Here is a 19535-nt window from a genome sequence, read left to right as displayed (position 1 = left end):
GAACGTCCGAAAACCGTCGCCATTCAGGCCGCCAGCGGGCTTGACCTGGAAGCTTTGCCGGTCATTTGTGATGACCGGGAGGGGGGTTTTACGGGGCTGTAGGTGTGTGGCTAGGGTGCTGGGGATGTTCTGCTGCGACGCGACTCCGTAACCCGTGTAAGACGAGGACGGCCGCGCCGAGGTTCCCCACAGGAGCAATCGTGAGCAACATGCTGCGGCTGACACGCCGCCACGCGCCGCCGCTTCCCCGGCAGTGGCCTGCCCCCGACACGGACTCCGGTGGCGGGGCGGCTCAGGACTGGGCAGCCCAGGGCGAGTCGGCGGCGGGTGCCGACCGAGCGACGGGTGCCGACAGGCCGGTCAAGCAGCGGGACGCGTTCTTCGACAACGCCAAGTACCTCGCGATCGTCCTGGTGGCGCTGGGGCACGCGTGGGAGCCGCTGCGCGACGACAGCCGGGCCGCGGCCGCGCTGTACATCACCGTGTACACCTTCCACATGCCGGCGTTCATCGTCATCTCCGGCTACTTCTCGCGCAGCTTCGACGCGAGCCCGGACCGCCTCAAGCGCCTGGTCACCGGGATCGCGGTGCCGTACGTGATCTTCGAGGTCGCGTACACCTTCTTCAAACGGTGGGCGGATGACGACCCGACGTATCCGATCAGCCTGCTCGACCCCTGGTACCTGACCTGGTTCCTGGCCGCGCTGTTCATCTGGCGGCTGACCACCCCGCTGTGGAAGATGGTGCGCTGGCCGCTGTCGCTGGCCGTCGCCATCGCCGTCCTGGCGTCCGTGTCCCCGGACATCGGCGACGACCTCGACCTGCAACGGGTGCTGCAGTTCTTGCCCTTCTTCGTCCTCGGGCTCCGCCTGAAGCCGGAGCACTTCCAGCTGGTGCGCCGCAAGGAAGTACGGGTCCTGGCGGTCCCGGTCTTCGCGGCGGCGCTGGTCTTCGCGTACTGGGCGACCGAGCGGATGAACACGGCCTGGTTCTACCGCCGCGACAGCGCCCAGGAGCTCGCAGCGCCCGGCTGGGCGGGCGGTGTGATGACGCTGGGGATGTTCGGCTGCTCCCTGGTTCTCGTCGCCTGTTTCTTCGCCTGGGTCCCGGGCCGTAAACTGTGGTTCACCGCGCTCGGCGCCGGCACACTGTACGGCTACCTGCTACACGGCTTCCTGGCCAAGGGCTCCCGCTTCTGGGACTGGTACGACGCCGCCTGGGTGCACCAGCCGCTCGGCGAGATCGTGGTGACGCTCATCGCCGCAACGGTGATCACGCTGCTGTGTACGCCACCGGTGCGGCGGGCGTTCCGCTTCGCGATGGAGCCGAAGATGGAGTGGGCCTTCACACCCGACGCCGCCACCCCCGCCAGGGATCGCGAACGCGCCACGTCCCGGCGCTGACCCGCGCTGACCTGCGCTGACCTGCACGGGCCTCTCGGTGGCGGAGGAACTCACCCGCCATGAGACTCGTTCCACAGAAACCGATCCAGTTCACAAGGAGCCAGCACTTGTCCGGCAGACCGACGGACCCTCCGGGGCACAGTCCCCACCCTCCTCGCCCTCTCCGCGCGCCCCGCCAGATCCTGGGCGCTCTCGATGCTCGTGCCCTCGACGCTCTCGGTGATCGCGGCAGGCGCCAGGATGCCAGCTCTCCCATGACGCGCCGATGAGCGCAGTGCTGGGCCTGCTGGCCGTCTTCGTCCTGACCGCCGGTACGGGCTATTTCGTCGCCCAGGAATTCGCCTACGTCTCCGCGGACCGCCTCGCCCTGGCCCGTGAGGCCGAAGCGGGGGACAAGCGTGCCGCCCGCGCCCTGAAGGTCCTTGAGCGGCTGTCCTTCATGCTGTCGGGCGCCCAGCTCGGCATCACGGTCACCGGTCTGGTCGTCGGCTTCATCGCCGAGCCGTCCGTGTCCGCGCTGCTCAGGCCCGTGCTGAACGGGATGGGTGTCCCGGACGGCGCCGTCAGCGGCATCTCCGTGGTCCTCGCCTTCGTCCTCGCCACCGTCGTACAGATGGTCCTGGGCGAGCTGGCTCCGAAGAACCTCGCGCTCGCCGTGCCCGACCGGCTCGCCAAGTCCCTGGCCTCCTCCACCCTCGCGTATCTGAAGATCGTCGGACCTGTCGTACGGATCTTCGACAGCACCGCGAACAGGCTGCTGCGCCGCATCGGGATCGAACCGGTCGAGGAGCTGCACCACGGGGCGACCCTGGAGGAGCTGGGTCACCTCATCGGCGAGTCCCACGAGCAGGGCGAGCTGCCCAAGGACACCGCGGCGCTCCTCGATCACGCCCTGGAGTTCTCCGAGCGCACCCTGGACGAGGTGATGGTGCCGCGCGCCGACGCCGTCTTCGTCCGCAAGGGCGCGAGCGCGGCCGACGCGGTCAGACTGATCGCCGAGCACGGCCACTCCAACTACCCGGTCCTCGGCGACCACCCGGACGACGTCGGCGGTGTGCTGGGCGTCCGCGAGCTGACGCGGCTGCCCGCCGAGAGCCTGACCAGTACGACGGCGGGCACGCTCGCCCGGCGGCCGCTGCTGCTGCCGGACACGCTGGAGCTGCCGGACGCGGTGGCGCAGATGCGTGAGCGGGGCGACGAGTTCGCCGTCGTCCTGGACGAGCACGGCGGCGTGGCAGGCATCGTCACGTACGAGGACATCGCCGAGGAACTGGTCGGGGACATCGCCGACGAAAGCGACACAGTCGTGGAACTCGCCGTCGCTGACGGGGACGGCTGGCTGGTGGACGCCGGACGCCGCCTGGACGAGGTCGCCGAGGCCACCGGCATCGAGCTGCCCGAGGAAGAGGACTACGACACCGTCGCGGGCCTGATCGTCGACCAGCTTGGCCGCTTCCCGGCAGTCGGCGACCGCGTCACGGTCGAACTGCCCGACGGCGGCAAGGCCGTCATCGACGTACGCGGCCTGGACCGCCACGTACCCAAGAAGATCCGCCTGGAGCGCCAGGCCGCTCAGAGCGATGCGAGTGAGAGCGCCGCGAGTGAGAGCGCCGGGAGTGAGAGCGCTCCGAACGGGAGCGCTTCGAGCAAGGAGGAGCTGGCATGAGTTTCCCGATGGCGCTCTTCGTCACTGTCGTCCTGCTGATCGCCAGCGGCTTCTTCGTGGCCGCCGAGTTCGCTCTCGTCGCCGCCAAGCGGCATCGCATGGAGAAGGCGGCGTCCGAGGGGCAGCGCGGCGCCAAGGCCGCGCTGGCCGGGATGCGCGAGCTGTCGCTCATGCTCGCGGGCGCTCAACTCGGCATCACCGTCTGCACCCTGGGCCTCGGCTCGATCTCCAAGCCCGCGATCTCGCACGAACTCGACCCGCTGCTGCACAAGGTGGGACTGCCCAGCGGGCTGAGCTACGGCGTCGCCTTCGCCTTCGCGATGGCCGTGGTGGTGTTCCTGCACATGGTGGTCGGCGAGATGGCCCCCAAGTCCTGGGCGATCGCCCACCCCGAGCGCTCGGCGATGCTGCTCTCGCCGCCCTTCCGGGCGGTGGTCAAGGTCGTACGTCCGCTCATCTGGCTGCTCAACAAGGTCAGCAACGCCCTGGTGCGGATGTGCCGGGTCACCCCGCGCGACGAGCTCACGTCCGTCCACAACCGCGAGCAGCTCACGCACCTCGTCGAGGAGTCCGAGCGCCTCGGCCTGATCAGCGAGGCCGACTCCGACCTGATCACCAATTCCCTCACCGAGCCGCACACGCCCGTCGGCGACCTCCAGACGCCCGTCGGGCGGATCACCTCGGTGTCGGCCCAGGCCGACGTGGACGCCATCCTCGCCACAGCGGCCGAGCACGACCGCAGCCGCCTGCTGGTGCTCGACGGCCCGCTGGTCGTCGGATCCGTCCATGCCCGCGACGCACTGATCGCCCGCGCCCGGGGCCGGGCGGTCACCGCCCGGGACCTCGCCCGCCCGGTGCCGGAACTGACCGGGCAGGACACGGTCGGCCAGGCCATCGAGCGGCTGCGCGAGTGCCGTGCCTCGCTCGCCGTCGTCAGGGACGACACCGGCCGGTTCACCGGCATGGTCGCCCTCGACGACCTGCTGGCCCGACTGATGCATCCCCAGGCGGCGTAGGGATCAGGGAGGGGCGCCCGCGGCGCCCCGCCCCTGGCCGGACGCCGCCGAGCGACTGCCCAGGCCAGATGGTTCGCCGTCACGGCCCTCGCGCTCGCCCGCGCCAACGCGGCGGTGCCCGGCGTCGAGACGTACACCGGCGTCGTGCACCGCTGGCACGAGGAACTGAAGCTCGGCGAGCCTGGTTTAGGAGCCCGGTTTACGAGCCCGGCTTACTAGCCGACCCGCTGCATCGCCTTCGAGCGGTGCTCCGCCATCGCGGACCCGGACTCGCGGCGGGCCATCCTGCGCAGGACGGACGGAGCGAGGAGCAGCCCGGCGACCGCCCAGGCACCCAGCACCCCCGCCGTCTCCAACTGCCGCCAGGACTCGCCGATCTCGGCGGCGACCGCGTCGGGCGGCAGCAGCGCGGACCGCAGGCCGAGGCCGAGCCAGTACACGGGGAAGACCTGCCCGACGACCTGGACCCACTCGGGCAGCTTCGACAGCGGGAAGTAGATCCCGGAGATCACGACGAGCCCCATCACCGGAAGCATCAACAGCCCGATGGTGCGCGGGCTGTCGACGAGCGAGCCGATGATCGCGCCGACGGGCAGGGTCGCCAGCAGGCCAAGCGGGACCACCCACACCAGCGTCAGCCACGCTCCGCCGCCCTGCCGGGCCACACCGTCCACCAGGAACACCCCGGCGGCGAGGGCCAGTGCCATGGAGGCGAGAGCCGTACCCGACACCATGATGATCTTGCCGATCAGATGGCCGACCATGCCGTGGGGCACGGCCTTGGCCCCGCAGCAGGGTCCCGTCCTCGCGCTCGGCCGCCAGCAGCTGCGCCGTCGTCATCATCCCGGTGAAGGCGAGCGTCATCCCCAGCATGCTCGGCAGCATGAACGCACCGACCGAGATACCGGCGCCTTTCAGCGGATCGTCCCTGAGCAGGAACAGCGGCACGATGAGCAGAGCCGTCCAGATCACGTACCCGAACACGTCCTGACCGGTGGTGAAGGTCTGCCGGAGCTCCGTCCAGCCGCGCCGCACCCCCGTTCTGGCCGCGTACCACACCGGGCTCATCGCGCTCCCTCCTCGAACGGGTGCGCCGTCTGCCCGTACCTGACGCTCCCCGGCGCTTCCTCCAGCTCCCGCACCATCGTCAGATAGGTGTCCTCCAGGCTTGCCCGGCGCACCTCAAGACCGTCGATCGCCTCTCCGTGCTCCTCGAACAGCCGACGGACGAACCGGGTGGGCTCGGCCGTCGCCTGCTCGAAGGGCCGACCGTCCCGCGTCCAGCGCACGGTGGCCTCGGCCGACGCCTGCCGGGACAGTTCATCGGCCGGGCCGTCGGCCACGATGCGGCTACCGGCCAGGCGTACCTGCCCGACCGGCGACTGGCCATCGCGCACGGCCATCGCGCACAGCTATCCGCTCGCTTCCGGCTGATCGGGAACTCGCGCGGACAGGCGCTTCAGGGGCGCCGCTCTGGGCGTTCGCACTGAGGCGAGGCCAGGCGAGGCCAGGCGAGGCCAGGCGAGGTCAGGCGGATTCGGTGGGGAGTCCGGCCTCGACCCAGTCCTGGATGCCCTCGCGGTACTTGCGGACGTTGGTGTAGCCGAGGGCGGTAAGCCGGTCGGCGACCTGTCCGCTGTTGGGGCAGGCCGGGTTGGAGCAGTACGTGACGATCGCGGCGTCGCGGTCGGGGAGCAGGGCGGGCGCCTGAGCGTCGACGTCGGCCGGGATCAGCGCCAGCGCGCCGGGCAGGTGTTGCTGGGCGTAGTACGCGCCGCCGAGCGCGTCGACGACGGTCACGGACTCGGCCTTGATCGCCGCTGCCAGCTCGTCGCGGGTGATGAGTGCGGTCATGCTGCTGCCTCCAAGGAAATCGGACTACAGTCCTCTTATGGCTCACGACAGTAACGGACTGCGGTCCGTTTCGGCAATGCCCCTGGAACTGCTGCGGACGCCGCCGCCCAAGGAGCGCGCGGACGCGGCCCGCAACCGGGCCGCGGTGCTGGAGGCGGCCGCCAGGCTGTTCGCCGAGAAGGGCGTCGAGGCGGTCTCCATGGATCAGGTGGCCGCAGCCGCCGGCGTCGGCAAAGGCACCCTGTTCCGCCGCTTCGGCGACAAGTCGGGGCTGGCCGTCGCACTACTGGACGCCCGCGAGCGCGTGCTGCAGGAAGCGATCCTGTACGGCCCACCCCCATTGGGCCCGGGGGCTCCCGCCGACGAGCGCCTGGCCGCGTTCCTCAACGCCTACTTCGACTACCTGCTGGAGCATCTGGCGCTGGTCCGGATGTCCGAGACCGCTACCCCCGGCGCCCGGTACCGGATCGGGGCCTACCGGTTCTGGCACCGTCACGTGGCGATCCTGCTCGCCACCGCACCCGACCCCGACCCCGACCATGCCGCCCACGCCCTGCTCGCCGCGCTGGCGGCCGACCACGTCGCCGCGCTCCTGCCGGAACTCGGCGAACAGCGGATGCGTACCGGCCTGCTCCACCTCGCCCAGTCGGCGATGTGAGCGGTCCGGTCCGGTTTCCTGCTCTGGCGGCGGGGGCTCACGCACGCTGCCTGCTGTGAGGTTCCGTCTCGCCCCAGGCGCGCGCCGTTCTCGGCACGGCCGAAACTGATTGGCGCTCAAGTCCCCGTCAAGAGTGCGTTTCACGCCATCCGTGCCGATGGGGTGGCGTCGGAATCGGTCATTGTCCGGGATCGGAAGCGCAGGCGCATTCACAGATCCGGCAGCTGTTGCTAATCATGTCCATGACTACAGTCGCCAGGCACCACCTCGTCATACGGCGGTAACCGACCGCTACCCCCACTGAATGAGGTTCACGTGCGTACGAAAATGACCTTCTGGCTGGTCGCGGCCGCCACGACGGCCGCGCTGGCAGTCGGCACCGGCTACGGTGCCGCCGCCCCGCCACCCGACAGACCCGCATCGGCTCAGGACGAACGCGCCTACGTCTACCGCGTCCACGACGGAGCACACGCGGCGGACAGCAGGCTCGCCGGCTTCGACCTGATCGAAGACCGCGACGGCGACGACCTGTTCGTCCTCGGCGACGCCGGCACCGCCAAGGACCTCAAGGCCGCCGGGCTGGAGGCCACCGTCGAGCAGCGGCTGAGCCCAGCCCCCTGGGGGCCGCCCAAGCGCAGTGGCCAGGCCCCGCGGCTGACCGCCAAGGTCGCCGAGGAGACCTACTACGGCGGCTACCGCACGGTGAACGCCCAGTACGCCCACCTGGACCAGGTCGCCTCCGACCACTCCGGCCTGGCCACCGTCTTCGATGTCGGCGACTCCTGGCGCAAGGCCACCGGCCGGCCGAACGGCTACGACCTGAAAGCCATCTGCATCACCAAGAAGCAGTCCGGCGACTGCCAGCTGAACCCGGACTCCTCCAAACCACGGCTCCTCGTCCAGGCCCAGGTCCACGCCCGGGAGTTGAGCACCGGCGAGATGGCCTATCGCTGGATCGACTACCTCACCGACGGCTACGGCACCGACCCGACGGCCACCGAGATCCTGGACAACCGGGAGATCTGGGTCGTGCCGATCGGCAACCCCGACGGCGTCGACATGGTCCAGCAGGGCTTCACGGGCGGGCCCAGCCAGCAGCAGTGGCACCGCAAGAACTCCAACCACACCCACAGCAGCGGATGCTCCGAGGGCTCCTACGGCGGTGAGGGCATCGACCTCAACCGCAACAACGGCAGCCACTGGGGCGGCGCCGGTACCAGCTCCAACCCGTGCTCCAAGGTCTACAAGGGGCCCTCCGCGGACTCCGAGACCGAGACCCGGGCCCTCCAGGCCCTCTACCGTGACCTGTTCCCGGACACCCGCCCCGCCGGTGACAACGCCGCTGCCGACCCCGACACCCAGGGCATGTTCGTCTCCATGCACAGCTACTCCAACATGGTGCTGTTCCCCTGGGGATTCAACTCCTCCATCGACGCCGGCAACGACGCCGCGCTACGCACCATGGCCAAGGACATGGCGAACCTGGCGGGCGGCTGGCAGTACGGACAGCCTGGCGAGATCCTCTACAACGCCAGCGGCACCCACGACGACTGGGCCTACGACGACCTCGGCGTGCCCAGCTTCACCTGGGAGGTCGGCCCCTCCGGCGGCTCCTGTGGAGGCTTCCACCCCAGCTACTCCTGCCAGGACACGTTCTGGAACCAGGTCAAGCCCATGCTGGTCTACGCGGCGGAGCACGCCGAAAACCCCTACGGCGGCGGCACCACACCCCCGCCCTCGGAGTGCAGCGCCACCAACGGGACGAACGTCGCCATCCCCGACAACGGCTCAGCCGTCACCAGCGGCATCGAGATCTCGGGCTGCACCGGCAATGCGTCGGACGCCAGTACCGTCGAGGTCCACGTCGAGCACACCTGGCGCGGTGACCTCACCGTCGACCTGATCGCCCCCGACGGCACCGTCTACCCGCTGAAGAGCGCAAGCGGCGGGGACAGCGCCGACGACATCCACGAGACCTACACGGTCGACCTGTCCGGCGAGGCGCGCAACGGCACCTGGTCGCTCCGCGTCCAGGACACCGCCCGGTACGACACGGGCACCCTCGACACCTGGACTCTCTCCCTCTAACCCGGCCACCCGCCCGGGCCCGGCACACCCCGCCGGACCCGGGCGGTCCGCGCCCCTCACCGAGCCCATCGAACGCGCGCCCAGAACACCGGCTCCGCACACTTCGATCCGGCGACCCACTCCAAGGCCCTGGCCACCGCGACACCGCTTCACCGGAGATCGCGATGAACACGGAGATCTGCTCGACGGCTTCCTGACCGCCCTCGTCAACGTCTCCCGCGTCCAGCCCATCGCCGATGTTCAACCATCTGGCCCCCAACATCGAGCGACGTCGCGCGGGAGTGACCTCCCCTCCCGGCGTGTGGAGCAGGCCGCTGGTACGGGGCGGAACCCGTCCCTGGACGGGGGTATCTCGCGGCGCACATGCCTAGCGTTCTGGTCGTCAAGATCAGTACGGGACGGCCTGGCCTTGGCCAGGCCGTTCTCTCGTGTGAAAGGTGTGAGGGCCAGATGGCGAACGCCAACGTCGGAATCCTCGAAGAGATCAGTGACCAGAACCTCGACGCCGTCAGCGCCGCGGGCCAGGGCTGGGGCACGACCCTGTCCTCCCTGAGCTGCTACGGCGCCAGCTACGTCCTGGGGAACAACGGGAACTTCTGCACTGCCACCGCTGAGTGCCAGAGCAACTGCCAGTGACCGAATGACGCCGGGATCCCCCATCCCGGCGTCACCCCATCTCCCTGCCCTGGACCCGGTGTTCATGAAGAGTCACGTCGATTCAGCCGACTCACCCGACATAGCCGAAGCGCTGCGAACGTACCTGCCGGAGCTGACCTCACCCGAGCTCATAAAGCATGCCGAGGAGCGGCTGCGGACCGCCCACGCCGCCGACGGTGCGCAGGATGAGAAGAGGCGGCGGCCCGCGCGGCCCTCGGGATATGACCCGTCACTCGACTCCGACGGCCTCTTCCATGACTACTTCGCGCACTTCGTGGAGCCCTGGGCGGAGCAGGTCCGCGCCGCTGTCGCGTCGTCCCCTGTCGTTTCCACCGACAACAACACTGTCATTGACGACTTTCTGGCTCATCAGACGGGTCTCGTCTCCCGTCTGATGGTCCGGACCCTGGTCGAGGAGCTCCACCGGCACCGCTCCCAGGGTCTCCTCGACGGTGAGACGCCCGAGGAGCGGTACGCGGCCTTCCGCCGCTGGACCAACAGCGACGAGGGGCACGGCGAGCTGCTCGCCAGGTACCCCCACCTCTTCCACCTGGTCGACTGTCAAGTCGAGGCGTCCGCACGGTACGTCCGCGAGGTACTCCGCGAAATCGAGGTCGCGGGAGCCGGGTTGAGTGCGGTGATCCGCGGCGGTGACGGCCGTTCCGCGCCTCTGGAGGTCGAGCGGCTCTCCCTCGGTGAGGGCGACACCCACAACGGCGGCAAGTCCGTCGCCCAGATCGTCTTCACCGACGGCAGTCGCGTGCTCTACAAGCCACACCCCATGGACGCCGAAGCGGGCTACAGCTCCTTCGTCTCCTGGATGAACGACCGGCTGGGCAACGATCTGCCCACCGTCTCCGTCCTGCCCACCGAGCACGGCGGGTTCGTCGAGTTCATCCCCACGCAGGAGTACGCCGGCGAGCAGAAGGACTACTTCGCCCGCATCGGTGCCATCGGCGGCATCCTGTTCCTCCTCAAGGCCACCGACATCCACTTCGAGAACATGGTGTCGTGCGCCGACGGGCCCGTCGTCATCGACACCGAGACGCTGCTGTCGCCCCGGCTGACCGTTCCCGCGGCGTACGACGACGGCGCGGCGTCCCGGCTCGGGGCGCTCACCCTTCAGGACTCGGTCATCGGGTCCGGGCTGTTGCCGCTCGTCGTCAGGGCGGGGGACAAGGACCCCGGCATGGATATCGGTGCCATCGGCTACGACACGGGCCAGCGCGCCCCGTACAAGGCACTCAGCCTCCAGAACCCCGGCCGCGACGACATGTTCGTCGGCATGGTGACCACGGAGACCACCGCGGCCAACGCGAACCTCGTCGTGCAGCGCGCCACCGAGCTGCCCGTGACCGCCCAACGGGACATCATCAAGGCCGAATTCCGGCGGGTCCTGGAGTACGCGGCCGCTCAGCCTGACGCCGTCATGGAGGCCATCGAGACGTTCCTCGGGGATGCGCGGTTCCGGCACGTCAACCAGGCGACGATCTTCTACGGGCAGCTGCTGCGCATGGCGACTCACCCGCACGCGATGGCCGATCCGGTGGTCCGTGCCGCGGTCCTCAACCGGGTTGTCCTGCGCACCGGTGACAACCCCGCGCTCGCCGACGAGGAAGTGCGGCAGATGGCCGAGGGGGACGTCCCGTACTTCTCCTACTCCGCCCGCGGCCGCGCTCTGTACGCGGGTGGCCGGGTGGTCCGGGCGGACGCCCTGGCCGAGCCGCCGCTGGAGACCGTACGCGCCCGAGTGCACGGTCTCGACGAGGCCGTCATCGCCCGTGAACTCCGGCTGATCGACTACTCCTTCGTCAACAAGCTGCCGACGGACCAGGAGCGGACGGGCTTCGTCCCCGTACGGGCAGCGGTCAGCCCCGCAGCGGTCAGCCCCGCAGCGGACAGGCCCGCGGCGGACAGGCCCGCGGCGGTCAGCCGCGCCCGGCTGGTGGCCGAAGCCGAGCGCATCGGCGACCGGCTGCTGGCGACCCTGATCGCGAGCACCGATCCACGCCACCCGGCGACGTGGATCGCCCCGCAGGTCACCACCGACTCACAGAGCCAGTGGAGCCCCGGCACCCTCGGCTACGACCTCTACGGCGGCAGCCCCGGCCCCGCCCTGGTCCTAGCCGGCCTGGCGCGGGAGACCGGGCGGCGTGACTTCGCGGACGCCGCGCGCCGCGTCCTCGACCCCGTAGAGGAGCAGTTGCGCGGCGGTCAACTCGCCGAACAGGGCGTATCCGTCGGCGGTATGACCGGCCTGGCCGGCACCGCGTATGCCCTCGCCGTCGCCCGGGACCTCCTGGACGAGCCGGACGGCACGCGCGCCGGCGAGCTGGCGCGGGAGCTCGCCCGCAGCTCGGGTCCCGAGGTCGGCACCGACTATGTGAGCGGCCTCGCCGGGGCCCTGGCCGTCACCCTGGCCCTGCACGAGCGGGCGACGACCCCCGCCGAGAAGCGTGCGGTGGCCGAGGCGGCGGCGACCGTGGCCGCCGCGGAGGTACGGGCGCTGGGCGGCATCGATCTCGGCCTGCGCGACACGGCCGACGCCCGGGTCACGTCGTACACCGGCTATGCCCACGGTGCGATGGGCATCGGTCCCGTACTCATCCGGTACGGCACCGAGTTCGCCGACGCGCCGGTGCGGGACCTCGGCCTGCGCATCACCGGCGCGGTGCTCGACTCCTATGACGCGAGCGACCGGGACTGGCCACGGGTGTGGGACGAGCCGGAGCGCTCGTACGGCTGGTGCCATGGCGCGCCCGGCCTGCTGCTCGGCTCCCTGACGGCCGTGGAGTACGCGACCGGGTCCGTGCCCGACGCCGTGCTGGTCCGGCTCGCGGAGCTGACCGTCAGCCGCGGCTTCGGCAACAACCCGACGTACTGCCACGGCGACCTGGCCAGCGCGGAAGTCGTGGCCCTGGCCGCACAGCGCCTCCCCGGCGTGTTCGACGACACCGGCGTGTTCGGTGACACCGGCGGCATCGACGACCTCTATCCGCGCCTCTTCGGCGAGGTCGTCGAGAGGTACGAGCAGCGGTGCGACACGAAGTACGCGTACAGCAACAGCCTCATGGTCGGGGAGGCCGGACTCGCCTGGTCCGTACTCCACCACCTGGACCCGGAGGGCTACCCCTCCCTCCTGCGCTTCGCCTAGCGCACCACGAACGAGGCCCCGTCAGGGGCCTTGCCGAGAAGAGCACCACCAAGTGAAAGGAACCCTCATGGGCAACATCGCCATGAACGACGCCACCGGTTACGTCTCCGCCGACGAGCTTGTCGAGCTCGCCGACGCGCCGGAGTCCCTGGCCGCGGGCATCACGCCCACCATCCTTCCGGCCACCGGCGTGATCGTCGGCGCTAGCGCCGCGCTGCAGGGCGGCTGCCCGACCAGCGGGTGCACCAAGCGCTGCTGATCGCTGAACCGGCGCGGAACGGGTGCCCCGGAACCGGTACTTCCGGGGCACCCGCCCCCACCCTCCCACCACCGTCCACGATCCGAGAGCAGACAGTGCAGACAGTGCACCCCCAAGAGCTGGTGAAGCGCGTCACCGAGGAGAGGGCCGATGTCTTCGGCGCCTTCTACACGCCGTACCTGACGGACTGCGCGCGGCAGATCGCCGGGTACCTGGATGAGGCAGCAGCCGAGGCAGCCGACGCGGCAGGCGATGTAGCCGACGCAGCCGATGCTGATGTCGACGCCGAGAGCGTCGTCGAGTCCGTACTCCGCTCGCTGATGGGCGTCTGTGTAGAGACCGGCGTACGGACCCTCATCGCCTCCTTCCGCGCCGAGGGCGGGACGTACGAGGCGTTCCACGCCCGGGTCGCCGGTGCGGAGGGCCGCGGCGCGCTGCTCGCCCGCTTCCCCGAACTGGACCGGCTGCTGCGTCTGGTCACCGCCCGCACCGCGCGGACCGCCCGCGAGGTCCTGCGCGCCCTGGCCGCGGACCGGCGGCAGCTCGCTGAACTCCTGGGCGCTGAAGGGCCCGTCACCTCGCTCACCACCGGCCTTGGCGACGCCCACCGGGGCGGCCGCACGGTCTGCCTGGTGGGTTTCGGCGACGGAACGCGGGTCGTGTACAAGCCGCAGCAGGACAACTGCCAGAGCCTGCTCGCGACGTTGCGCACGCTCCTCGACGAGGACGGCTCGTTCTTCGGCCCGCTGCACCCGAGGTCGCTCGTCCGGTCGGCATATGTGTGGCAGGAGTTCATCGAGCACACGGATCTCGACGATGTCACAGAGGGCGCCCAGTACTTCCGGCGTTTCGGGCGGGTCGCCGCGCTGCTCAGCATGATCGGTGCGACCGATCTGCACCACGAGAACATCATCGCCGTACCCCAGGGCCCCGTCGTGATCGACACCGAGACCCTGGTATCGCTGCCCAACGGCCCCACGGACACGTCGGCCTCGGCGTCGGCGTCGGCGTCGGCGCAGAGCCCGTCAGCGGGGGCCGCGCTCAACCTGGACATCGAGCACTCGGTGCTCAACACCCTGCTCTTTCCCGCCCGTTACGCGGGCGCGAAGCTGGACATCGACATCTCCGGAATCGGCTGCGTGCGGCCGGGAGCCTCCGAGCACCTCACGTCGTACACGGTTGTCGACGCGGGGACGGACGACATCCGCTTCGACCGCAGCCCCGTCGTCGTCGAGCACGGCTCGAACATGGCCAAGGTGGCGGGCGAACCGCTGGACCCCCGCGACTGGGTGGACGAGATATCCGCCGGGTACGGCGAGGCGCGCGAACTGCTCGCCACCCTCCGCGACGCCATTGAAGCGGCCGTACGGGCTTCCGGTGACTGGGCGGTGCGTCAGGTCGTACGGCCGACGTATGTGTACGCGCGCTTCCTGGAGGCCTCCACCCACCCCGTGCACCTGGGCAGCACCGAGGCACGAGCCGAACTGCTGGGGAAGCTGCCCCGGTACTACCGGGGCGCGGCCAAGGAGTCGGCGGACGCGCTGCACCGCGAGGAGGTGGCCGCCCTGCTCGATCTCGACGTGCCGTTCTTCACGGTGGACTGCGACTCCGGTCTGCTGCGGGGTGATCTGGACGAGGAGATGCGCAGCGCCGCCGACAGCACTCCCCGGGAGGCCGCGCTGGCCGCTGTCCGGTCCTTCTTCGCCCGGCCGCCGCAGCGGGATCTCAGCTATCTGCGGTACGCCCTCGCCGGCTCCGTTGACGACGTCTGGGACGTACGGCGGGCATCGCGCCGCGAGGTGTTCCCCGACCTGGCCGACGCCACGGCCTGGCACAGCACGCTCCGTGACCTCGTCGTCGGCGAGGAGTCGGCGCCGACCTGGCTGCTGCCCCAACTGCGAGGCGACGGGCTGCGCCTGGGCGGGGTCAACGCACCGCTCTACGACGGCGGCGGCCTGCTCCTCTATCTGGCCCAGGCCGAGGCACTCACCGGCACATCGCCGCTCGGTGTGGACATCGCACAGGTCTCCCGAGCCGCCATGCAGCCGCAGCCGCAGCCGCCGTTCGCGGGTGACACGACACCGCTGGCGATGTCGCCGTTCACGGGAGCCCTCTCCGAACTCGTCACCGACTGGGAGATCCGGCGCCGCCGCACGCCCGACGCCCTCTTCACCCATACGGAACTCCACCCTGCGGACCGTCCCCTCGATGTCGACAGCCTCACCGCGGCCGACTTCGACTACCTCAACGGGTACGGCGGCTACCTCGTCTACCTCGCCGCCTACCAGAAGCACGGTGCACCCGAGCTGACCGGTGTCCCGCCCGAGCGGCTGCTGCGGCGCCTGGTCACCGTGGACGGCACCCCGGAAGAGCACACCGGTGAACTGGGCCTCGCGCATGGCCGGTTCGGACGCATCACCGCTATGAGCGCGATGGTCGCCGAGGGCCTCGACGGCGGCAGCGGCGCCCGGGACCACCTGGAGCGGTTCGCCCACGCCTACGTACGGAACAGGTGGCAGGACGAGAGTCTGCGCGACCGGGCGAGCGGCAGCGGCTGGTGCAAGGGGTACGCGGGTGTGGCGTACGCGGCCGGTGAACTCCTTACCGCGCTCGGCGAGTCCACCGGGCGCGTCCGGACCGCCATCGCACCCGAGGTGGAGCGGCTGGCCGACGGCGATCTCGGCCACGACATCAGCTTCTGCCACGGCCTGGCCGGCCGGATCGCCGTCCTGTGCCAGCTGGCCGACCGGTTCGACTGGCCGGAACTGCGTGACGAAGCCGCCGCGTTGCACACCGCCTTCCTCGACCGCTACGCGGCGGCCGACGGCGGCTGGTCGTGCGGCATCGGGACCGAGCCGCACCTTCCCTCCTTCTTCCTCGGCCTCTCCGGCTGGCACTACGCGCGACTGATGCTGCACCACCCGCAAGCCGCCCTTCCCCGCTGCCTCGGAGGCCGCTCATGACGGTGCGTACCCGCCGGGCTCGCAGAGTCCGGGAGGTCCAGCAGTTCGCCCAGTCCGAATGCGGCCTGTGCTGCATCGCGATGGTGCTGTCCGCGTACGGCTCACGCGACTCGGTCGCCGCGCTGCGGCGCGAGCACGAGGTGGGCCGCGACGGGCTCACCATCAAGGAGATAGCGACCATCCTGCGCGGTCGCGGCTTCCAGGTACGGGCCTTCCGGGCCGGCGCCAACCGCCTGGACGGGCTGGCCCTCCCGCTCATCGCGTACTGGGACGACAGCCACGTCGTGGTCGTGGAGGAGATCACCGACCGCCATGTCACCGTCGTCGACCCGGCCGCCGGGCGGCGGAAGTACCCGGTCGAGGAGTTCGAGCGGCACTACTCGGGGCTAGCCCTGGAAGCCACGCCCACCGCCGACCACCAGCCGGTGCGCCACCGTGAGCCGAGCGTGTGGCGGGAGTTCCTGCGGTCGCTGAGCGGGGCGCGACGGCCGTTGCTCCAGGCGTTTGTGATGTCGCTGGTGCTGTATTCGTTCACCATCTTCATGCCGATCGCGACCCAGCACGCGGTCAACGACTACGCCGGATACCTGGAGAACTCGCCGATCGCGCTGGTCCTGCTGGCCTTCACGGTCCCGATGGCGGTCTATTTCGTCCTCTCCCTGCTGCGTACGGTGTGCCTGGCCGCGGTGATCCGTGGCCTGGGCGAGGCGATGATGGGCAGAACGTTCAGGAAACTGCTCGATCTGCCGTACAAGTACTTCGCCAACCGCTCACAGGGCGAGCTCTTCTACCGGCTGTCCAGCATCACGTCCGTCCGGGACATGATCTCCAGCCAACTGCCGGCCGTCCTGCTCGATGTCGGCAGTCTGATCGTGATCTTCGGCTATATGTTCCACCGCTCGTTCATCCTGGGGGCCACCGCCTTCGCCATCTTTCTCACCATGCTCACGGTCGCCGTGTGCATGTACCGGCCGCTCCGCCGGGTCACCGAGCGGGAGATCAGCGAGACCGCCAAGTCCTCCTCGCTCCAGATGGAAGCACTGTCATCGATCGAGACCCTGAAGGTCTCCGGCATGACCGACACCTTCTTCCGCGACTGGAGGAAGGTGTACTCGGTGGGCATGGAGCAGACCCAGCGGCGGATCGTCCTCCAGGGCGTGGCGTCCAGTGGCTACTCCGTGTTCCAGGTGTTCGGGCCGCTGCTGGTGCTGGCCGTGGGGTTGTGGCTGGTCCTGGACGGTTCGCTCGACCTCGGTTCGGCGGTCGCGGCGCAGACGCTCACCGCCACCAGCCTGGGCATGGTGATGTCCCTGTCCGGTGTCTTCACCCAGCTGATCACCGCGAACACGCAGGTGGCCAGGGTCGGCGACATCCTCCACCAGCCCGAGTCCAGGGGCGCCTTCGGCGACCGGCCCGTGGCGATCCGGGGCGCGGTCTCGCTGCGCGAGGTCGGGTTTACGTACCCGGGCGCCAAGACCCCCGCGCTGCGGGACATCTCGTTCGACATCCGGCCCGGGGAGCGCGTCGCGATCGTCGGCAGCTCGGGCTCGGGAAAGAGCACCCTGGGCAAGCTCCTGATGGGGCTGTACCCGATCCAGTCAGGAGACATCGCCTACGACGGAGTATCGCTCCAGGAGATCGACGCGGACACGTTCTACGCGAACACCGCGTACGTCCCGCAGGACATCGTGCTCAGCAACCGCAGCATCGCCGAGAACATCCGCTTCGGCGTTCCCGAGGCCACCATAGAAGCGGTGGTCGAGGCCGCACGCGAGGCGCATGTCCACGAGGATGTCGCCGCCATGCCACTCGGCTATCACACGCCGGTACGGGAGATGGGCGGCAGCCTCTCCGGCGGCCAGCGCCAGCGCATCGCCCTGGCCCGTGCGCTGGCCCGGCGGCCGCGCGTCCTCGTACTCGACGAGGCGACCAGCGCGCTGGACACCGTCACCGAGTCCAGGATCGCCGACGCGCTGGACCGGCTGGAGTGCACGCGGATCGTCATCGCGCACCGGCTGTCCACGATCGTCAGCGCCGACCTCGTCGTCGTTCTCGAACACGGCCGGGTGGTCCAGACCGGACGCCATGCCGAACTGCTGGCGGAATCCGGCCTGTACCGGGAGCTGATCCGCTCGCAGGTCGACCTGAGCGCGGTCTGAGCGAACGCCGCCCCGCGAGACGTACTGAGGAGATGAGGAGATGTGAAGCAGGTGGAGGAAGAGAAGTACGTGATCTCGGTCCGGGGCCTCACGAAGGAGTTCCAGGGTACGAGAGCCGTCGACAGCGTCTCCTTCGATGTGGCGCGCGGCAGAATCACCGGCTTCCTCGGCCCCAACGGAGCCGGAAAGACCACGACGCTGCGCATGCTGCTCGGGCTGATCCGGCCCACCGAGGGCACCGCGCGGTTCTGGGGCCGCCCGTACGGCGAACTGCCCACGCCAACCCGCAGGGTTGGGGTCGGCCTGGACGGCGGCGCGTTCCTGGGCGGACGAACGGGCCGCGGCCACCTGCGCTGCTATGCCCGGGCCGCGGGCTGTGGACCCGAGCGGATCGCGCGGCTGCTGGCGGACGTCGGCCTCGAAGGGGCCGCGGACCGTCCGGTCTCTGGCTACTCGACCGGGATGAAACAGCGGCTCTCGCTGGCCACCGCGCTCCTCGGCGACCCGGAGCTGCTGATCCTCGACGAGCCGAGCAACGGTCTCGACCCCGAAGGGATGCTGTGGCTACGGCGGTTCCTGCGCTCGTACGCCGCGGGGGGCGGGACGGTGCTGCTCTCCAGCCACCTGCTCGGTGAGATGGAGCAGATCGTCGACGACGTACTGCTCATGCACCACGGGCGACTGCTCTGCGCACAACCGCTTAGCGGCCTGCTGGAGACGGACGAGCGTCTGGAGTCGGCCTTTATGCGCCTTACACAGGCCGGAATCGGAGGACGAGCATGAAGACGAGTATGGGCTCGCAACCCTCGCTGGGCTCGCAAGTGTCCCTGGACTCGCAACTCTCGCTGGGCTCGCAAGTCTCAACCGAGCTGCGGAAGCTCACCACCACCAGGTTGTGGTGGATTCTGCTGCTCACCATGGTCGTGTGCAGCGCCGGTCTCACGGCGCTTGTCGTTTTCGGCGGCCTCAACGCCCCCAGAAGTCCGCTCCGTTTCGACTCGGCGGACGAGGTCGTACCCGCGTACAACCTCCCGGTCGCGCTCGCCTATGTCTTCCCGCTAGGTATCGGGACCGCCCTGGTGACCCAGGAGTACAACTCGCGCACCATTACCGCCACGCTGCTCTCCGAGCCCCGCCGGATGCGGGTGTACGGCGCCAAGGTCCTGGTCGGTCTCGGCACGGCATTCGTGTACGGGGCCGCGTCGGTGGGCGCGAGCGCGCTGGTCGCGGCCGCGCTGCTGTCGGGGCACGGGGAATCCCCGTACCTCATGGACGGCCCGGTGCTCGGCGCCCTGTCGGGCAGCGTGCTGGTGATGACGCTGTGGGGTGCGATCGGCGTGGCTGTCGGCGCGCTCGTACGCAACCAGGTCGTCGCGATCGTCGGCATCCTGCTGGTCACCCAGTTCCTGGAGCCGACGCTGCGGATTCTCGCCTCCCAGCTGGGCAGCCCGGGCCTGGGCAACCTGCTGCCCGGTGGGGCCGGGGAGATCGCCGGTGGCGGCACGATCATGACCGCGGCGGCCGACGCCGAGGGCGCGCCACAGGCACTCGGATTCCTGGTCCTCGCCCTGTACGCCGTCGTGACGGGCGCGCTGGGGGGCCTGCGCTTCGCGCGCTACGAGGTCGCCTGACCCCCTGACCCCCTGACCCCCTGACCC

The 19535-nt window shown here is 70.0% G+C and carries 15 protein-coding genes; 12 read left to right on the top strand and 3 right to left on the bottom strand.

From position 1 onward, the window contains the following. Window positions 1-209 precede the first annotated feature (209 nt). The 3 genes from GCN81_RS29340 (at window position 210) to GCN81_RS29330 (ending at window position 4085) form a co-directional block, all read left to right on the top strand. On the top strand, window positions 210-1403 hold the full coding sequence (locus tag GCN81_RS29340) for an acyltransferase family protein (protein ID WP_156727973.1): 1194 nt from the start codon (window positions 210-212) through the stop codon (window positions 1401-1403). Between the two features lie 265 nt (window positions 1404-1668). After that, window positions 1669-3069, top strand: a complete 1401-nt coding sequence (locus GCN81_RS29335; protein ID WP_156727575.1) for a hemolysin family protein — start codon at window positions 1669-1671, stop codon at window positions 3067-3069. Then, on the top strand, window positions 3066-4085 hold the full coding sequence (locus tag GCN81_RS29330) for a hemolysin family protein (RefSeq protein ID WP_156727574.1): 1020 nt from the start codon (window positions 3066-3068) through the stop codon (window positions 4083-4085). The genes GCN81_RS29335 and GCN81_RS29330 overlap by 4 nt, the downstream gene beginning before the upstream one ends. 215 nt (window positions 4086-4300) lie before the next feature. Here the strand turns inward: GCN81_RS29330 and GCN81_RS29325 are convergent, their stop codons facing one another. From GCN81_RS29325 to GCN81_RS29315, 3 genes are all read right to left on the bottom strand, one after another. Continuing rightward, window positions 4301-4861 carry an ABC transporter permease gene (locus GCN81_RS29325; RefSeq protein ID WP_231627064.1) on the bottom strand — a complete coding sequence of 187 codons (561 nt, stop codon included), beginning with the start codon at window positions 4859-4861 and terminating at the stop codon, window positions 4301-4303. A gap of 288 nt (window positions 4862-5149) precedes the next feature. Continuing rightward, window positions 5150-5488, bottom strand: a complete 339-nt coding sequence (locus GCN81_RS29320; protein ID WP_231627063.1) for a hypothetical protein — start codon at window positions 5486-5488, stop codon at window positions 5150-5152. A 124-nt stretch (window positions 5489-5612) separates the two neighbouring features. Next, window positions 5613-5939: a rhodanese-like domain-containing protein gene (locus GCN81_RS29315; protein ID WP_156727573.1), complete on the bottom strand. Its 327-nt coding sequence runs from the start codon at window positions 5937-5939 to the stop codon at window positions 5613-5615. A gap of 37 nt (window positions 5940-5976) precedes the next feature. Here GCN81_RS29315 and GCN81_RS29310 point away from each other — a divergent pair, with 37 nt between their 5' ends. The 9 genes from GCN81_RS29310 (at window position 5977) to GCN81_RS29270 (ending at window position 19508) form a co-directional block, all read left to right on the top strand. After that, window positions 5977-6597 (top strand): TetR/AcrR family transcriptional regulator, encoded by a 621-nt coding sequence (locus GCN81_RS29310; RefSeq protein ID WP_197287833.1) that lies wholly within the window; start codon window positions 5977-5979, stop codon window positions 6595-6597. 315 nt (window positions 6598-6912) lie between these two features. Next, window positions 6913-8685: a M14 family zinc carboxypeptidase gene (locus GCN81_RS29305; protein WP_197287832.1), complete on the top strand. Its 1773-nt coding sequence runs from the start codon at window positions 6913-6915 to the stop codon at window positions 8683-8685. 450 nt (window positions 8686-9135) lie between these two features. Next, window positions 9136-9321, top strand: coding sequence for a plantaricin C family lantibiotic (locus GCN81_RS29300; protein WP_197287831.1), 186 nt, complete (start codon window positions 9136-9138; stop codon window positions 9319-9321). A 64-nt stretch (window positions 9322-9385) separates the two neighbouring features. Beyond that, on the top strand, window positions 9386-12496 hold the full coding sequence (lanM, locus tag GCN81_RS29295) for a type 2 lanthipeptide synthetase LanM (protein ID WP_197287830.1): 3111 nt from the start codon (window positions 9386-9388) through the stop codon (window positions 12494-12496). Window positions 12497-12563: 67 nt separating this feature from the next. Further along, on the top strand, window positions 12564-12755 hold the full coding sequence (locus tag GCN81_RS29290; protein ID WP_156727570.1) for a class II lanthipeptide, LchA2/BrtA2 family: 192 nt from the start codon (window positions 12564-12566) through the stop codon (window positions 12753-12755). Between the two features lie 104 nt (window positions 12756-12859). Further along, window positions 12860-15718 (top strand): type 2 lanthipeptide synthetase LanM, encoded by a 2859-nt coding sequence (gene lanM / locus GCN81_RS29285; RefSeq protein ID WP_197287829.1) that lies wholly within the window; start codon window positions 12860-12862, stop codon window positions 15716-15718. Further along, window positions 15715-17877: a peptidase domain-containing ABC transporter gene (locus GCN81_RS29280; RefSeq protein ID WP_156727568.1), complete on the top strand. Its 2163-nt coding sequence runs from the start codon at window positions 15715-15717 to the stop codon at window positions 17875-17877. The genes lanM (GCN81_RS29285) and GCN81_RS29280 overlap by 4 nt, the downstream gene beginning before the upstream one ends. Window positions 17878-17919: 42 nt before the next feature. Beyond that, the gene (locus GCN81_RS29275) at window positions 17920-18660 is read left to right on the top strand and encodes an ABC transporter ATP-binding protein (protein WP_231627061.1); all 741 of its coding nucleotides are present in this window, start codon (window positions 17920-17922) and stop codon (window positions 18658-18660) included. Next, the gene (locus tag GCN81_RS29270; RefSeq protein ID WP_156727567.1) at window positions 18657-19508 is read left to right on the top strand and encodes an ABC transporter permease; all 852 of its coding nucleotides are present in this window, start codon (window positions 18657-18659) and stop codon (window positions 19506-19508) included. Before GCN81_RS29275 ends, GCN81_RS29270 begins: the two co-directional genes overlap by 4 nt. The last annotated feature ends 27 nt before the right edge of the window (window positions 19509-19535 follow it).

This window comes from Streptomyces apocyni, assembly GCF_009739465.1.
Lineage (GTDB): Bacteria > Actinomycetota > Actinomycetes > Streptomycetales > Streptomycetaceae > Streptomyces > Streptomyces apocyni.
Note: the sequence above shows the minus strand (reverse complement) of the source record. Positions and strands in the feature narration are given on the sequence as shown.

What these genes read in the sequence shown, in the direction of transcription:
- GCN81_RS29315 (WP_156727573.1), bottom strand. Translation starts at nt 5,939, where the DNA reads ATGACCGCACTCATCACCCGCGACGAGCTGGCAGCGGCGATCAAGGCC.
- GCN81_RS29340 (WP_156727973.1), top strand. Translation starts at nt 210, where the DNA reads ATGCTGCGGCTGACACGCCGCCACGCGCCGCCGCTTCCCCGGCAGTGG.
- GCN81_RS29335 (WP_156727575.1), top strand. Translation starts at nt 1,669, where the DNA reads ATGAGCGCAGTGCTGGGCCTGCTGGCCGTCTTCGTCCTGACCGCCGGT.
- GCN81_RS29320 (WP_231627063.1), bottom strand. Translation starts at nt 5,488, where the DNA reads ATGGCCGTGCGCGATGGCCAGTCGCCGGTCGGGCAGGTACGCCTGGCC.
- lanM (WP_197287830.1), top strand. Translation starts at nt 9,386, where the DNA reads ATGAAGAGTCACGTCGATTCAGCCGACTCACCCGACATAGCCGAAGCG.
- GCN81_RS29270 (WP_156727567.1), top strand. Translation starts at nt 18,657, where the DNA reads ATGAAGACGAGTATGGGCTCGCAACCCTCGCTGGGCTCGCAAGTGTCC.
- GCN81_RS29300 (WP_197287831.1), top strand. Translation starts at nt 9,136, where the DNA reads ATGGCGAACGCCAACGTCGGAATCCTCGAAGAGATCAGTGACCAGAAC.
- GCN81_RS29290 (WP_156727570.1), top strand. Translation starts at nt 12,564, where the DNA reads ATGGGCAACATCGCCATGAACGACGCCACCGGTTACGTCTCCGCCGAC.
- GCN81_RS29310 (WP_197287833.1), top strand. Translation starts at nt 5,977, where the DNA reads ATGGCTCACGACAGTAACGGACTGCGGTCCGTTTCGGCAATGCCCCTG.
- GCN81_RS29330 (WP_156727574.1), top strand. Translation starts at nt 3,066, where the DNA reads ATGAGTTTCCCGATGGCGCTCTTCGTCACTGTCGTCCTGCTGATCGCC.
- GCN81_RS29280 (WP_156727568.1), top strand. Translation starts at nt 15,715, where the DNA reads ATGACGGTGCGTACCCGCCGGGCTCGCAGAGTCCGGGAGGTCCAGCAG.